Origin of the sequence: Microbacterium sp. SZ1 (assembly GCF_002362255.1) — a bacterium.
Lineage (GTDB): Bacteria > Actinomycetota > Actinomycetes > Actinomycetales > Microbacteriaceae > Microbacterium.
This window is the reverse complement of sequence record NZ_LPVV01000034.1, coordinates 142,462-157,459: the sequence shown is the minus strand read 5'-3', so window position 1 is coordinate 157,459 and position 14,998 is coordinate 142,462. Positions and strand designations below refer to the sequence as shown.

Annotated in this window: 12 protein-coding genes; 3 read left to right on the top strand and 9 right to left on the bottom strand. The window is 69.4% G+C overall.

The window, feature by feature from the left end; translation table 11 throughout:
* Positions 1-2 precede the first annotated feature (2 nt).
* From AUC47_RS11520 to AUC47_RS11490, 7 genes are all read right to left on the bottom strand, one after another.
* Positions 3-1,253: an MFS transporter gene (locus AUC47_RS11520; protein ID WP_096715318.1), complete on the bottom strand. Its 1,251-nt coding sequence runs from the start codon at positions 1,251-1,253 to the stop codon at positions 3-5.
* A 63-nt stretch (positions 1,254-1,316) separates the two neighbouring features.
* On the bottom strand, positions 1,317-2,120 hold the full coding sequence (locus tag AUC47_RS11515; protein ID WP_096715317.1) for an HpcH/HpaI aldolase family protein: 804 nt from the start codon (positions 2,118-2,120) through the stop codon (positions 1,317-1,319).
* Positions 2,105-2,890, bottom strand: coding sequence for a 2-keto-4-pentenoate hydratase (locus AUC47_RS11510; RefSeq protein ID WP_096715316.1), 786 nt, complete (start codon positions 2,888-2,890; stop codon positions 2,105-2,107). The genes AUC47_RS11515 and AUC47_RS11510 overlap by 16 nt, the downstream gene beginning before the upstream one ends.
* Before the next feature lie 62 nt (positions 2,891-2,952).
* Complete coding sequence (gene hpaD, locus AUC47_RS11505) at positions 2,953-4,089, bottom strand: 3,4-dihydroxyphenylacetate 2,3-dioxygenase (protein WP_096715315.1); 1,137 nt, start codon at positions 4,087-4,089, stop codon at positions 2,953-2,955.
* Between the two features lie 27 nt (positions 4,090-4,116).
* Positions 4,117-5,613 carry a 5-carboxymethyl-2-hydroxymuconate semialdehyde dehydrogenase gene (gene hpaE, locus AUC47_RS11500; RefSeq protein ID WP_096715314.1) on the bottom strand — a complete coding sequence of 499 codons (1,497 nt, stop codon included), beginning with the start codon at positions 5,611-5,613 and terminating at the stop codon, positions 4,117-4,119.
* Positions 5,610-6,308, bottom strand: coding sequence for a GntR family transcriptional regulator (locus AUC47_RS11495; RefSeq protein ID WP_096715313.1), 699 nt, complete (start codon positions 6,306-6,308; stop codon positions 5,610-5,612). Before AUC47_RS11495 ends, hpaE begins: the two co-directional genes overlap by 4 nt.
* Positions 6,305-7,822, bottom strand: coding sequence for a fumarylacetoacetate hydrolase family protein (locus AUC47_RS11490; RefSeq protein WP_373557862.1), 1,518 nt, complete (start codon positions 7,820-7,822; stop codon positions 6,305-6,307). Before AUC47_RS11490 ends, AUC47_RS11495 begins: the two co-directional genes overlap by 4 nt.
* A 162-nt stretch (positions 7,823-7,984) precedes the next feature.
* Between AUC47_RS11490 and AUC47_RS11485 the strand changes: the two genes are divergently transcribed.
* The 3 genes from AUC47_RS11485 to AUC47_RS11475 all read left to right on the top strand — a co-directional run bounded on the left by AUC47_RS11485 (position 7,985) and on the right by AUC47_RS11475 (position 11,929).
* Entirely contained in the window at positions 7,985-9,364 is a 1,380-nt protein-coding gene (locus AUC47_RS11485; protein WP_096715312.1) for an MFS transporter, read from the top strand.
* Between the two features lie 49 nt (positions 9,365-9,413).
* Complete coding sequence (locus AUC47_RS11480; RefSeq protein WP_096715311.1) at positions 9,414-11,279, top strand: FAD-dependent monooxygenase; 1,866 nt, start codon at positions 9,414-9,416, stop codon at positions 11,277-11,279.
* Between the two features lie 269 nt (positions 11,280-11,548).
* Positions 11,549-11,929 (top strand): VOC family protein, encoded by a 381-nt coding sequence (locus AUC47_RS11475; protein ID WP_096715310.1) that lies wholly within the window; start codon positions 11,549-11,551, stop codon positions 11,927-11,929.
* A gap of 390 nt (positions 11,930-12,319) precedes the next feature.
* Here AUC47_RS11475 and AUC47_RS11470 read toward each other — a convergent pair whose 3' ends face one another.
* Both AUC47_RS11470 and AUC47_RS11465 read right to left on the bottom strand, forming a co-directional pair.
* Positions 12,320-13,177 carry a PhzF family phenazine biosynthesis protein gene (locus AUC47_RS11470; protein WP_096715309.1) on the bottom strand — a complete coding sequence of 286 codons (858 nt, stop codon included), beginning with the start codon at positions 13,175-13,177 and terminating at the stop codon, positions 12,320-12,322.
* A gap of 79 nt (positions 13,178-13,256) precedes the next feature.
* Positions 13,257-14,921 (bottom strand): thiamine pyrophosphate-binding protein, encoded by a 1,665-nt coding sequence (locus tag AUC47_RS11465; protein ID WP_096715308.1) that lies wholly within the window; start codon positions 14,919-14,921, stop codon positions 13,257-13,259.
* Positions 14,922-14,998: the final 77 nt, after the last annotated feature.

Here is a 14,998-nt window from a genome sequence, read left to right as displayed (position 1 = left end):
TGCTATGAATCCGCCAACCCGTCGTGCCCCGAGCCGAGGGCTTCGGCCGGGCGACCCATGCGCCAGACGCTGGGCACGGCGAGAGCCAGCAGTGCGACCGCGGCGTACACGGCACCCGACCAGAGCAGCACGGTGACGACGTCGCTGTGCGTGACCAGCCAGCCGTACACGAGGGTGCCGACGGGCAGCACCACGTAGCTGCCGAGCATGTCGTAGCTGTAGACGCGCGAGAGCTTGTCGCCCGGCACGTTCTCCATCATGGCGACGTTCCATCCGGTGCTGAAGACGTCGGCGCCCGCTCCCGCGAGGAACGCGGCGATAGCCAGGAGCACGACGGCGGGGTGGGCGCCGAGCACCGTGAGCGGGATCGCGAACGTCGCCATGCCGATCATGCCGTAGCGCAGCGGTCGCTTCAGCGGGAACCACATCAGCACGAGCGTCATGAGCAGGATGCCGAGGCCCTCGGCGCTCACGACCCACCCCCAACCGGCGACGCCGAGCCGGTCGTCGTTCTTCGCGATGTACGGGCCGACGACGCCCCAGGCTCCGATGTGGATGGCGTTCATGATCATGAACGCCACGACGATCGTCCACAGCCAGGTGCGGCTCGAGAACTCCTGCCAGCCGACACGGAGGTCGTGGAACAGCGACGTGCCGCCGCCGTGCACGGGCGAGGGAAGGCGGACCATCGCGAGGATCGGGATCGCGAGCGCCCACGCGACGGCCTGCGAGACCATGACCCAGGCGGGGCCTGCGGTCGCGACGACGATGCCGGCGATGATGGGGCCGCCGATCGTCGTCGCCGAGCGCGCGAACGACAGCATGGCGTTCGCCTGCTGCAGGTGCTCCGGCGTCGTCAGCTGCGGGATGATGCCCTGCATCGCCGGGAGCACGAAGGCGGTCGACGCCCCGTTTAGAACCGAGAGCAGCGCGAGGAGCGGGATGGTCGCCGTGCCGCTGAAGAGCAGTGCGGCCATCGTGCCGATGCTCACGATGTCGATCACGTAGCAGGACTGGATGATGAGCGCCCGAGGCAGTCGATCGGCCACGACGCCGCCGAACAGCAGGAAGACGATGTTGCTGAGCGTGAAGGCGGCCAGCACGAGAGACAGCGACTGCGGATCATTGTCGATCTCGAGCACCGCGAACGCCAGGGCGATCGACGACATCGACCCGGTGATCATGGTGATGGCGCGAGCGAGGAAGAACCAGCGGAACCCGCGGTCCTGCATCGCGGCGAGAGCGCGGATCATGGCGCCGGGTCACTCGTGTGCATCAGACCATCCTGGCACCGGGCGCGCCGTGATGCCTCGCTCTCAGTAGCTGTCGCGGTCGGCCGCATCGGATGCCGGGATGAACCGCGCCGCGAGGGTTTCGGACGCCCTCGCCAGGAGCGCGACGTCGGCACCGACCGCCACGAAGTCAGCGCCTCCGTCGATGTACGCGTCAGCGGCGGCAGGGTCGAACGCATTCACACCGACGGGCTTTCCCGCCTCGCTCACCGCTGCGAACACGCTCTCGACGGCGGCGAGCACGTCGGGATGCGTCTGCTGGCCCAGCAGGCCCATCGACGCCGAGAGATCGGAGGGGCCGACGAAGACGGCATCGACTCCGTCGATCGCCGCGATCTCGGATGCCGCGGCGACGCCGTCCGCGGTCTCGATCTGCACCGTGAGCGAGGTATGCCGAGTGGAGTCGCGGAGGTAGCCGTCGACGCGGTTCCACCGGGCGCTGCGGGCGAGAGCGCTGCCGACGCCGCGGACGCCCTCCGGCGGGTAGCGGGTGGCGGCGACCGCGGCGCGGGCCTCCTCGGCCGACGACACCATGGGGACGATGATGCTCTGTGCGCCCAGATCCAGCACCTGCTTGATCGACACGGGGTCGTTCGACGGCACCCGCACGACCGGTGTGATCGGATACGCCGCGACGACCTGCAGCTGCACCAGGGTCGACTCGAGGGTGTTGGCGGAGTGCTCCATGTCGATCAGCAGCCAGTCCAGGCCCGACCCCGCGGCGACCTCGGTCACCAGCGGACTGCCCGAGCAGGCCCACATCCCGATGAGGGGGCGATCGGATTCCGCGAGCGCCTCGCGGAACGACGGGTCTAGACGAAGCGGCATGTGATGGTTCCCATCGGTCCGTAGTCGCACAGCACCTCGTCGCCGCGCGACACCCACATCGGGCGCGTGAACGATCCTGCCAGGATGATCTCGCCCGCCTCGAGGCGCGCGCCGTGCTGGTGGAACTTGTTCGCCAGCCAGGCCACGCCCGTGGCCGGATGACCGAGCACTCCCGCAGCGACCCCGGTCTCCTCGATCTCGCCGTTGCGCGAGAGGACGCCCGGAACCCAGCGCAGGTCGATCTCGTCGGGTCGCTTGCGCACCTCGCCCAGCACCATCGCGCCGTACGCCGCGTTGTCGCTGATCGTGTCGACGATCGTGCGCCCCTCGAGCTCGATGTGCGAGTTGAGCACCTCGAGCGCGGGGACCGCGTAGTCGATCGCCGTGAGTGCGTCGTCGAGCGTGCAGTCAGGGCCTTCGAGCGGCCGCTTCAGCACGAACGCCAGCTCGACCTCGATGCGCACGTTCGAGAAGTGGTCGGTCGGGATCTCGGCCCCCGATTCGTACACGGTGTCGTCGAACATGACGCCGTAGTCGGGCTCGGTGATGCCCGTCGCCTGCTGCATCGCCTTGGAGGTCAGGCCGATCTTGCGGCCGACAAGGCGGCGCCCCGCGGCGATCTGCGCATCGCGCCAGACGCCCTGAATGGCATAGGAGTCCTCGACCGTCGCTTCGGGGTAGCGGCCCGTGATGCGCGGGATGACCCCATGGGTGCGGTCGGCGTCCGCGAGCTCGGCGGCGATCTGCGTGATTATCTCATTCGAGAGCATCCGTGTCCTGTTCGTCAGGCGTTTCGTCTCGTCGCTGCGCTCCTCGCTCAACGACCCGGGGGTTACAGCTGGTTGCCGAGCTTCTTCTCGCCCTCGTCGGCGCGAGTGTACGAGAATCCGTCGGCGCCGATCGTGACGGCCATCTCGGAGCTGTCGGTGCGTGCGACGACCGGCTGCGGGTTGCCGTCGAGGTCGAGCACGAGAGAGGCATCCGTGTACCAGGAGGGCACGACGGGATTGCCCCACCAGTCGCGGCGCTGGTTGTCGTGCACGTCCCACGTGATGACGGGGTTGTCGGGGTCGCCCGTGTAGTAGTCCTGGGTATAGACCTCGACGCGGTGCCCGTCGGGGTCGCGCAGGTACAGATAGAACGCGTTGCTCACTCCGTGGCGGCCGGGGCCGCGCTCGATCGCGTCGGAGCGCCGCAGTGCACCGAGCTTGTCGCAGATCGCGAGGATGTTGTGCTTCTCGTGGGTCGCGAAGCACACGTGGTGCATGCGGGGTCCGTCGCCGCCGGTCATCGCGGTGTCGTGCACCGTCGGCTTGCGCCGCATCCACGCGGCGTACACCGTGCCCTCGTCGTCCTGGATGTCCTCCGTGACACGGAAGCCGAGATCCTGCATGAACTTCACGGCGCGCGGGACATCCGGCGTGACCTGGTTGAAGTGGTCGAGGCGCACGAGCTCGCCGGGGATGTGCAGGTCGTAGCGCCACGACATCCGCTCGACATGGTCGCTCTGGTGGAAGAACTCGATCGGGAAGCCGAGCGGATCGACGACGCGCACCGAGTCGCCGACGCCCTTCACGAAGCCCTGCGGGTCGCGGCGCACGTCGCAGCCGAGCTCCGAGTAGAACGACACCGCGAGGTCGAGGTCCTCGGCCGAGCGCACGCGGTACGAGAACGCGGCCACCGCGGCGACCGGTCCCTTCCGCAGCACGAGGTTGTGGTGGATGAACTCCTCGGTGGAGCGCAGGTAGATCGCCTCGTCGTCCTCCTCGGTCACGTACAGGCCGAGCACGTCGACGTAGAACTGCCGTGAGGCGGCGAGATCGGTGACGACGAGCTCCATGTACGCGCAGCGCAGGATGTCGGGCGGGGTGCTCTGCGGCGTCGCGATGGGGTTCTCGGTCTGGATCGGCGCCTCCTCGCTCACGTAGTAGCCGGCGGAGGTGAGGGTCATCTCGTGGCGGTCGGTCATGTCAGCGTCCTTGCTGTGGTTCTCTGGTCAGTTCTTGCCGAAGGTGGGGTTGTGGGCCCCGCCGAGCGTGATGTGCACGCTCTGCTGGTCGGTGTAGAAGTCGATCGAGCGGTAACCGCCCTCGTGACCGAGGCCCGATGCCTTGACGCCGCCGAACGGGGTGCGCAGGTCGCGCACGTTGTTGCTGTTGAGCCACACCATGCCCGCCTCGACGGACTGCGCGAAGTTGTGCGCGCGCTTCAGGTCGTTGGTCCAGATGTACGCCGCGAGGCCGTACTTCGTGTTGTTCGCGAGGGCGAGCGCCTCCTCGTCGGAGTCGAACGGCGTGATCGCGACGACCGGGCCGAAGATCTCCTCCTGGAAGATGCGCGCGTCGGGGGAGACGTCGGCGAAGACGGTCGGGGCGACGAAGTTCCCCTCCTCGAACCCGTCCGGACGGCCGCCGCCGGCGACGAGGCGGCCCTCGCTCTTACCGATCTCGACGTAGCTCATGACCTTGTCGTAGTGCTCGGGATGCACGAGCGCGCCGACCTCGGTGGCGGGGTCGTGCGGGTAGCCGACCCTCACGCGCTTTGCCTGAGCCGCATAGCGCTCGACGAACTCGTCGTAGATCGACCGCTCGACGATGATGCGGGACCCCGCGGTGCAGCGCTCGCCGTTGAGTGAGAACACGCCGAAGATGGTGGCGTCGACCGCGGCCTCGAGGTCGGCGTCGGCGAAGACGACCGCCGGCGACTTGCCGCCCAGCTCCATCGAGAGGCCCTTCAGGAACGGCGCAGCGTTGCCGAAGATGATCTGGCCCGTGCGGCTCTCGCCGGTGAACGAGATGAGCGGGACGTCCGGATGCTTCACGAGCGCGTCACCGGCGTCTTCGCCCAGGCCGTTGACGAGGTTGAAGACGCCCTTCGGCAGCCCTGCCTCCTCGAAGATCCCCGCCCAGAGCGACGCCGACAGAGGCGTGAACTCGGCGGGCTTGAGCACCACGGTGTTGCCGGTGGCGAGCGCCGGGCCGAGCTTCCACGACTCGAGCATGAACGGCGTGTTCCAGGGGGTGATGAGCCCGGCGACGCCGATCGGCTTGCGGTTGACGTAGTTCATCTGCTTGCCGGGCACCTTGAAGGCATCGTCGGACTGCGCGACGATCAGGTCGGCGAAGAAGCCGAAGTTCTCGGCGGCGCGGCGTGCCTGGCCGAGGGCCTGCGTGATGGGCAGCCCCGAGTCGTACGACTCCAGCTCGGCGAGGCGAGCATCGCGCGACTCGACGATGTCGGCGATGCGGTGCAGAACGCGCGAGCGCTCGCGCGGCAGCATCCGGGGCCACGGGCCCTCGCGGAACGCGCGCGTGGCTGCGGCGACCGCGAGGTCGATGTCGGCCTTCTTGCCGGCGGACGCCGTCGTATAGGTCTCGTTGGTGACGGGGTCGAGCACGTCGAAGGTGTCGCCGTCGACCGAGTCGACGAAGGCGCCGTCGATGTAGTGCTGGATGTGGTCGGGCAGGTCGGCGGGGATGCGGGAATCGGTCATGACTCGTCTCCAGAGGTGTCAAGGAAGCCGGTGTGAGGTGTGCGGGTGTGCAGCGCATCGAGGAAGGCATCCCTCGTGCGCCAGCGATGGTTGCGGGCCGCGAGCTCGATCTCCAGCGGATCGGCGCCGATGCGGATCAGTTCGACGATCTGGGTGTGCTCCTCGACGGAGTGGTGCGCGCGACCGGGCACCGACGCGAAGGTCGAGTCGCGGATGCCGGAGAGCCGCGACCATCCGCGATGCACGAGCTCGAGCAGGTGCGGGTTGGGGCACGGCTCGAAGAGCACGGAGTGGAACTGCCGATTGAGCTCGGTGAACGCGTGCGCGTCGAAGTGCTCCAGCATCCGCGCCATGCGGTCGTTGATGCGCACCGCCTCGTCGAGTGCATCCTCGTCGAGCAGGGGAGCGGAGAGGGCGGTGGCGGCGCCCTCGACGATGCCCAGCGTCTGCATCGTGTGCGCGTACTCGCTCTCGTCGACGAGGGTGACCCGAGCGCCGACGTTGCGTTCGAACGTGACGAGTCCCTCGGCCTCCAGGCGGCGGATCGCCTCGCGCACCGGCACGACGCTCATCTTCAGGTCTTCGGCGATCGAACCCAGCACGAGCCGGTACCCGGGGCTGAACATGTGACCCGTGATGCGCGAGCGGATCCACTCGTACGCGACCTCGGATTTGCTCGTCGCTGTCGTACTCATTTCTCTGCCGGTTCCTGAGCGAGCGGAGCGAGACGAAGGGCGTACCGAGCGCGCCACTCCGCGTTCATCGGGAACAGTCCGTCGACCGGATGTCCGGCGGCCACCTGCTCGGCGACCCACGAGTCCTCGTCCTCCTGAGCGAGCGCCGCGTCGACGATCTCCTCGACGAGTGCCGGCGGGATGACGATCACGCCGTCGCCGTCGCCGACGATCACGTCGCCCGGCTGCACGGTTGCTCCGCCGCACGCGATCGTGACGTCGACCTCCCACGGCACGTGGCGGCGGCCGAGGACGGACGGGTGCCCTCCCTGCGAGAAGACGGGAAAGCCGAGTGCAGCCACGGCGTCGAAGTCGCGGACGCCGCCGTCGGTGACCACGCCGGCCGCACCGCGCACCTGGGCGCGGAGGGCCATGACGTCGCCGAGGGTGCCGCTCGTGGCGTCGCCGCGCGCGTCGATCACGATCACCTCGCCCTCGTCGACCGCATCGAACGCCCGCTTCTGGGCGTTGTAGCCGCCACCGTGCGACGCGAAAAGGTCTTCGCGGAACGGCACGAACCGCAGCGTCTTGGCGGTGCCGACGATCTTGGTGCCGGGGATGTTCGCGGTGAGACCGTCGACGAAGCAGCCGTGGTGTCCACGCTTGCGCAGCTGCGCGGAGAGGCCGGCGGTCGGGGCCGCGAGGAGCTTCTCCCGCAGCTCGGGGGAGAGGGTCTCGTTGCTCTCGCCGCGTTTCGTCTCGTCGCTGCGCTCCTCGCTCGACGACCGGTCGGTCGATTCCGCGAGTCCGGCCGCCTCGGGCGAGCCCCACGCCTCGGTGCGCTGCAGATCGTCGACCGAGGGGAGCGAGCCGAGCTCCGGGTCGAAGGGCACATCGCCCTGGACAACCGTGGTGACGAGGCGCCCGGACGAGGGCGAGCCCTCGGCATCCGGTGCGTCCACCTCGATCTCGACGACGTCGCCCGGCACGATGACCGAGGATCCGGCGGGCGTTCCGGTGAGGATGACGTCGCCGGTCTCCAGCGTGAAGTGCTGCGACAGGTCGGCGACGAGCTGCGCGAGCGGGAAGATGAGGCCGGTCGTCGTGTCGTCCTGGCGCAGCTCGCCGTTCACCCAGGCGCGGACGCGCAGGGCCGCGGGGTCGACGGTGCGGGCGTCGATCAGCTCGGGTCCGAGCGGGGTGTACCCGTCGCCGCCCTTCGAGCGCACGTTCGAGCCCTTGTCGTCGGCGCGAAGGTCGTAGAGGCCGAGGTCGTTCGAGGCGGTCACCCAGGCGACGTGGTCCCAGGCGCGGGCGAGCGATACGCGCCGCGCTGGCGCGCCGATCACGAGCGCGATCTCACCCTCGAAGGCGAGGAGCTCGGTGCCGGCCGGCCGCTCGACGGTTCCGCCGGAGACGCCGATCGAGCTCGCGGGCTTGAAGAAGTACGAGGGGGATGCCGGGCGCCGGCCGCGCTGGTCGGCGCGGGACTCGTAGCTCAGATGGATCGCGATGATCTTGCCGGGGCGGGTCATGGATGCCGTCACGGTGGGCGCCTCCTCGCGCTCTGTCAGACGCCGTATTGCGTCGTATCCGAAATCGTATATCATCATGATCACCCCGGCAACCATGCCCTCCCCGCTCATGCGGATCGCGCGGATGCCGTGACAGAGCCGTCACCATCAAAGGAGATACCCATGAGCGGGCAGCCACAGGCGGGATTCACCCCCACCGGCACCATCGCCTCCGCGACCGACCGGCGACGCGTCGTGTTCGCCACCGTCGTCGGCACCACCGTCGAGTGGTACGACTTCTTCATCTACGCCACCGCGGTCGGCCTCGTGTTCGGCCAGCTGTTCTTCGAGCCGCTCGGTGCCAACAGCGCGCTGATCGCGTTCGCGACGGTCGGGGTGAGCTTCCTGTTCCGTCCGCTCGGCGCGTTCCTCGCCGGCCACTACGGCGACAAGCTCGGCCGCAAGACCGTGCTCATGTGGACGCTGATCCTGATGGGGGCGGCCACCGCCCTCATCGGCATCCTTCCCACGTACCAGGCGATCGGGATCACCGCCCCCGTGCTTCTCGTGCTGCTCCGCATCATCCAGGGCATCTCGGCCGGCGGCGAGTGGGGCGGTGCGGTGCTCATGGCCGTCGAGCACGCCCCCAAGACCAAGCGGGGCATCTTCGGCGCCTCGCCGCAGATCGGGGTGCCGCTCGGCCTGCTGCTCGCGTCCGGTGTGATGGCGCTCATGACGGCGATCGCGCCGGGCGACCAGTTCCTCTCCTGGGGGTGGCGCGTGCCGTTCCTGCTGAGCGTCGTGCTCATCCTCGTCGGATACTACGTGCGTCGTCGCGTCGAGGAGAGCCCGGTGTTCGCCGAACTCGCTGAGCGCAAGGAGCGCGCCCGGATGCCGATCGTGCAGCTCTTCAAGAAGCACCTGCTGCTCGTGATCATCGCCGCGTTCGTGTTCGCCGGGAACAACGCCGTCGGCTACATGACCACGGGCGGATACATCCAGGGCTACGCCACGAACCCCGAGGGGCCGATCGGTCTCGAGCGCGGACCGGTGCTCTGGGCCGTCGCCGGCTCCGCCGTCACCTGGCTGGTCACGACCCTGCTCGCGGGCTGGGTCTCCGACCGCATCGGACGCCGCACGACCTACGTCGTCGGCTGGATCCTGCAGCTCGTGGGTGTGTTCACGCTCTTCCCGCTCGTGAACACGGGTCAGATCGGTCTCCTGTTCGCAGGACTCGCGATCCTCACGATCGGCCTCGGCTTCACGTACGGCCCGCAGGCGGCGCTGTACACGGAGCTGTTCCCCGCGAGCATCCGCTTCTCCGGCGTCTCCATCTCGTACGCGATCGGCGCGATCGCCGGAGGCGCGTTCGCTCCGACCATCGCGACCGCGATCGTGCAGGCGACCGGCTCCACGCAGGCCGTCACGTGGTACCTCGCCGGCATGACCGTGCTGGGACTCATCGCCACGCTGCTGCTGCGCGACCGCTCCGGCATCCCGCTCGGACCCGACCACGAGGAGGAGCAGTCGGTGAGTCCCGTCCGCGGCCTCGCCCGCGCCTGAGCCGCCGCCTTCGCGAGAGAATAGTCACATCCGGAAGGGATCGACGACGATGCAGTTCCACCACCACGGCTACGTGTCCGGAGACCCGCGGGTGCTGCCCGCGCAGGTCGCCGAGCACCCCGGCGACCTGCCCGACGAGGTCGACGTCCTCATCGTCGGCTCAGGGCCGGCAGGGATGCTCCTCGCCGCGCAGATGGCGCAGTACCCGGGGGTGACCACGCGCATCATCGAGAAGCGCGAAGGCCGCCTCGTGCTGGGCCAGGCCGACGGCATCCAGCCGCGCAGCGTCGAGACCTTCCAGGCGTTCGGCTTCGCCGAGCGCATCATCGCGGAGGCGTACAACATCGGCTGGATGAACTTCTGGGGACCCGACCCCGAGAAGCCTGATGAGATCGTCCGCACCTCGCGCACGGCCGACTACGCGTACGACATCTGCGAGTTCCCGCACCTGATCGTGAACCAGGCGCGCGTGCTCGACTACTTCGCCGAGGCGGCAGCCCACGGTCCCGCGCGGCTCGCGCCCGACTACGGCGTGGAGTTCACGGGTCTGACCGTGCACGACGAGGGCGAGTACCCCGTCGAGGTCGGCGTGCGGCACTCGGCGGGGGAGCGCGCGGGTGAGGAGCGGACGATCCGCGCGAAGTACGTCGTGGGCTGCGACGGCGCACGCAGCGGGGTGCGCCAGGCCATCGGCCGCACGCACGTCGGCGCCAGCGCCGCACACGCGTGGGGCGTCATGGACGTGCTGGTGAACACGGACTTCCCCGATTGGCGCACCAAGTGCGCGATCAACTCGGAGGCCGGGAACATCCTGCACATCCCCCGCGAGGGCGGCTACCTCAGCCGCATGTACATCGACCTCGGCGAGGTCGCCGCGGACGACGACCATCGCGTGCGGCAGACGCCGATCGAGGAGATCATCCGCAAGGCGAACGCGATCCTCCATCCGTACTCGATCGACGTGAAGGAGGTCGCCTGGCACAGCGTCTACGAGGTCGGGCACCGGGTGACCGACGGCTTCGACGATGTGATCGACGGCTCGGGTCGCACCCCGCGGGTGTTCCTCACCGGCGACGCCTGCCACACGCACAGCGCCAAGGCTGGGCAGGGCATGAACGTGTCGATGCAGGACGGCTTCAACCTCGGCTGGAAGCTCGGATCGGTACTGTCCGGGATGGCGCCGGAGTCTCTGCTCTCGACCTACTCGGCCGAGCGACGGCCCGTCGCGCAGCAGCTCATCGACTTCGACCGGGAGTGGTCGTCGCTCATGGCTCGGAAGCCGTCGGAGATCACCGACCCCGGCGACCTCGCGACCTACTACCTCGCGACCGCGGAGTTCCCCTCCGGGTTCATGACCCAGTACAGCGAGTCGATGATCACGGCTCGTGACGCGCATCAGCAGCTGGCCGCGGGCTTCCCGATCGGCAAGCGGTTCAAGTCGGCCGAGGTGGTGCGGGTCGCCGACGGCAACGTTATCCATCTCGGTCACCACGCTCGCGCGGACGGCCGCTGGCGCGTCTACGCGTTCGGCGACCGCGACGCGTCGGCGCTCGCCGCGTGGGCGGCCGCGGCCGCTCCCGTGTTCGCGCGCTACACCCCGCCGGATGCCGACGTCGACGCCGTGTTCGATGTGAAGGCCGTCTACCAGCAGCCGTACGAAAAGGTGGAGGTCACGACGGCGCCGGCGCTGTTCCAGCCCAAGACCGGTCCGCTCGGGCTCACCGACTGGGAGAAGGTCTATGCGGCCGGACCCTCGAAGTGGACCGAGGTCGACATCTTCGACGCTCGAGAGCTGTCGAGAGACGGGGTGGTGGTCGTCGTGCGGCCCGATCAGTACGTCGCCGCCGTGCTGCCGCTCGATGCGGTCGACGAGCTCGAGTCGTTCCTGGCGGGGATGCTGCTGCCGGCATCCTGAGCTGCTCGCGCGTCGCGAGTACGAGTTCTTGCGTGGTGCGTGGGCTGGCAGAGGCGCGCACGCGTATTGCAGGAGATCTCGCGCGATGCAGGAGTTTTCCCGGGATTCGGTCCTTCGTTGCGTGCGATCTCCGTCGATACGGAGCGGGATGCCGGTCTCATGCCGATATACCCGCGCAGGGTGACCGTCGCGAGCACTGGTGCGATGTCGGTGGCCCCGCGTACGGTGAGTCGCGTGCGGGCGCCGATGCCCGCCAGGAGGGTGACACCATGTCGTGGAAGATCGAGCTCATCTTCATGCCGGTGAGCGATGTCGACCGTGCGAAGGACTTCTACACGAAGATCGGATTCAACCCCGATCACGATCACACGCCGGCCGAGGGGCTGCGGTTCGTGCAGATGACCCCTCCCGGGTCGGCGTGCTCGATCGCGTTCGGCACCGGACTCGACATCCCGCTCGAGCCCGGTCAGCAGAAGACCATCCAGGTCGTCGTGCCCAACGCCGAAGAGGCGAAGGCGCAGCTGACCGCCCAAGGCGTCGAGGCGCGGGGCGTCGAAGATCTGGGGTGGGGGCGGTTCGTCTGGTTCGACGACCCGGACGGCAACACGTGGACCCTGCAGGAGCTGCCCGACTACAGCGCACAGGCCTGACCTGTTCGCGGCACTCCCGAGGGTCCGGACTCCTTCACGGCCCTGAGCCGCTCGTGGTCGCCAGGATTCGGGGGCGTTCGCAGTTCTGAGCCGCTCGCGGTCGTGAATATCCGGGGGTGTGCAGTTCTGAGCCGGCTCGCCGTTCGGGCCCGGTCAGGCGCTGCTCGTCATCGCTCCACGATGGTGAGCAGCGCTTCCGGGGCTCCGGAGGGGAACAGCACGCGGGCACCGGAGGCGATGTCGCCGAGCGACGCCGGTACACGTTCTGCGGTGATCGGTCACTTCTGCGGCCGTCCTCGCGCGCCGAGGCCGCAGTAGTCACCCGTGGCCGCAGAAGGTGCAGGGAAGACGGAAGTCGCAGGCGCGGGAGAGCGCCCGCGGGACGGACGGTCAGCTCATCATCCGGGTCGCGCCGCCCGACACCTCGATGCCGCCGGCGTCGGGGATCGTGACCGTGAGCAGGCTCGGTCGGCGCACATGCGCGCCCTGGTGGATCCGGATGCTGCGCTCCACGTACCCCAGATCGCGGAGGTACGCGCCCACGGATGCCGCGGCGGAGCCCGTCGCCGGGTCCTCGGTGATCCGCCCCACGGGGAACAGGTTGCGCGCATCGAAGTCGACGGGGCCAAGGGCGTGCAGCACGGTCACCGTGCCGAGCCACCCCTGTTCTCGCATGAGTGCGGCGACCTCCCGCGGCGCGAATCGGAACTGGTCGAAGAGCTCCCGGTCGGCGATCGTCACGACGGGGTGCCAGTTGCCGGCGAACGACTCCTTCGGCGGGAACCGCGGGTCGAGATCGTCGCGGGCGATGCCGAGGAGGGCGAGGAGTCGACCGAGCACATCGTCGTCGAGGTCGCGCACCTCGGGCTCGACACTGGTGAACGAGACGATGGCCGCCCCGCCCGGCTCGATTCTCGATCGCAGCGCGACCGGCCCCGCGTCCGTGTCGAAGACGACCTCCCCGGCGCCGCCGCGCTCGGCGAGGGCGACGGCGGTCGCGACGGTCGCGTGTCCGCAGAACGGCACCTCTGCGGCGGGCGACCAGTAGCGCACCCGGTACCGCGGAACGGGGGAGTCGGCTGCCCGTGCGACGACGAACGCGGTCTCGGAGTATCCGACCTCGGCGGCGATCTGCTGCATCCGCTCGTCGGTCAGACCGGGGGCGTCGAGCACGACCCCGGCGGGATTGCCGCCGTCGGGGGTCGCGGCGAAAGCGCTGTAGCGCAGCACGTCGGGGGTGGAGGTCATGTCGCGAGCCTATCGAGGTGGTCGACGTTCCTCACTGCGCTCGCGGTGGCCCGTACCCATCACCGCGCCGGTGCGCGCCTCAGGAGTTCACGCGGATGATCTCCTGCTGGTACGGAGCGATCACGTCGCCCGAGATCCGCAGGTCGAGGAGGAGGAAGCGACGCTCGGCCGGCGGCTCAGCCGCCCAACTGCTCAGGCGCTCCAGGTCGGCGAGTGTGCGCACGACGACGCCCTCGGCGCCGACTGCGGCGCCGAACGCGGCGAAGTCGACCTCGGGGATGCGCATCGGTCCCTCGGCGAGGCCCTTGAGGCCGTAGAGGTTCACCTCGGCGCCATAGGCGGCGTCGTTCCAGATCACGGCCATGCCGCGGCCTGCGGCCGCCCGCACCGCGGATTCGAGGTCGGCGATCGCCATGAGCCCTCCGCCGTCGCCGGACGTGAGGACGATCGTGGAGTCTCGCCGGGCGAGAGCAGCCCCGACGACGCTGGGCCACCCCTGGCCGATCGATTGGAAGGCGGTCCCGACCATCATCATGCGGTCCGGGGCCGCGACGGGCCAGTACATGTTCGCCCAGCCGATGAAGTGTCCGCCGTCGGAGACGACGACGCGGTCGTCCGGCAGGAGCTCGGCTATGCGTCGAGCCGCCGAACGCGGGTCGAGCCGGCCGTCGGGCGCGAGGTCGTCGCCGGCCTCATACGCGCGCGCCGTCATCACGTCGACCGTCTCGCGCCACGGGCCAGCTGTCGCGTTCTCCTTCGGAGATGCGGCGCGCAGTCGATTCACGAGTGCTTCTGCCGCGAGCCGGGCGTCGGCGCGCACGAACCCGCCCACGTGCGGGTGGGTCGCTGCGGGAGCCGTGTCGATCTGGAAGACCCGGGTGCCGGGTGCGAACAGCTCGCCGAAGCGCATCGTGAACTGGTTGAGGGACGCGCCGAACACGACAGCGACATCGGCGGAGCGCACGAGTTGCATGGCCCCGTCCGCTCCGAAACCGCCCGTGACGCCGAGGTCGAACTCCGCCGCGGGGAAGACTCCGCGACCGAGCGCCGACGAGGCGGTGAGCGCACCGGTCAGGTCGGCGAGCTCGCCCAGTGCCGCGCCCGCGTCGGCGAGCCAGGCGCCGCGTCCCGCGAGCAGGAACGGACGTTCGGCGCCCCGAAGAGCCTCCGCGATGTCGTCGAGCATGCCGTCGGCGAACGCCCCGCGCGGGGTGAGCGGGGCAGGGATGCGGGGCTCCGGCGCTGCGGGGAGGGGGCCCGCTTCCAGAGACGCGACGTCATAGGGGATCGCGAGCACGACGGGCACCCGATAGGTCAGGGCGTGCTCGATCGCGATGACGGTGGTGGCCGCGGCATCCGCTCGTCCGACCGTGTAGGTGCGAGCGCCGACGGCGGAGGCGAGGGCGATCTGGTCGACGTCCCACGGTCGGGGGCCGGAGGTGGGCTCGTCGCCGACCACCAGGACGAGGGGCACGTGCGCCTGCACCGCCTCGGCCAGGGCGGTGAGGGTGTTCGTGAAACCGGCGCCGTACGTCGACGTGCCGGCGGCGATGCGTCCGGAGGCGCGGAAGTGGGCGTCGGCGGCGACCACGGCGCCCTGCTCGTGGCGGACGGCGGTGAACACGGCATCCGTCTGGGTCTCGAGGGCGTCGAGGAAGTAGGCGTTGCCGTTGCCCATGACTCCGAAGACGGCGTCGATGTGCTGGGCGAGGGTGAGGGCGACGTGCGCGGACACGGTGGGCATGCGAAGGCCTTTCGAGACAGTGACGGAGAGATGCGTTCCGTATGTGTCTCGCCGCCGCGTCGTCGCGAGGGGCTTCG

What these genes read in the sequence shown, in the direction of transcription:
- AUC47_RS11465 (WP_096715308.1), bottom strand. Translation starts at nt 14,921, where the DNA reads ATGCCCACCGTGTCCGCGCACGTCGCCCTCACCCTCGCCCAGCACATC.
- AUC47_RS11490 (WP_373557862.1), bottom strand. Translation starts at nt 7,822, where the DNA reads ATGACCCGCCCCGGCAAGATCATCGCGATCCATCTGAGCTACGAGTCC.
- AUC47_RS11520 (WP_096715318.1), bottom strand. Translation starts at nt 1,253, where the DNA reads ATGATCCGCGCTCTCGCCGCGATGCAGGACCGCGGGTTCCGCTGGTTC.
- hpaD (WP_096715315.1), bottom strand. Translation starts at nt 4,089, where the DNA reads ATGACCGACCGCCACGAGATGACCCTCACCTCCGCCGGCTACTACGTG.
- AUC47_RS11515 (WP_096715317.1), bottom strand. Translation starts at nt 2,120, where the DNA reads ATGCCGCTTCGTCTAGACCCGTCGTTCCGCGAGGCGCTCGCGGAATCC.
- AUC47_RS11470 (WP_096715309.1), bottom strand. Translation starts at nt 13,177, where the DNA reads ATGACCTCCACCCCCGACGTGCTGCGCTACAGCGCTTTCGCCGCGACC.
- AUC47_RS11475 (WP_096715310.1), top strand. Translation starts at nt 11,549, where the DNA reads ATGTCGTGGAAGATCGAGCTCATCTTCATGCCGGTGAGCGATGTCGAC.
- AUC47_RS11480 (WP_096715311.1), top strand. Translation starts at nt 9,414, where the DNA reads ATGCAGTTCCACCACCACGGCTACGTGTCCGGAGACCCGCGGGTGCTG.
- AUC47_RS11495 (WP_096715313.1), bottom strand. Translation starts at nt 6,308, where the DNA reads ATGAGTACGACAGCGACGAGCAAATCCGAGGTCGCGTACGAGTGGATC.
- AUC47_RS11485 (WP_096715312.1), top strand. Translation starts at nt 7,985, where the DNA reads ATGAGCGGGCAGCCACAGGCGGGATTCACCCCCACCGGCACCATCGCC.
- hpaE (WP_096715314.1), bottom strand. Translation starts at nt 5,613, where the DNA reads ATGACCGATTCCCGCATCCCCGCCGACCTGCCCGACCACATCCAGCAC.
- AUC47_RS11510 (WP_096715316.1), bottom strand. Translation starts at nt 2,890, where the DNA reads ATGCTCTCGAATGAGATAATCACGCAGATCGCCGCCGAGCTCGCGGAC.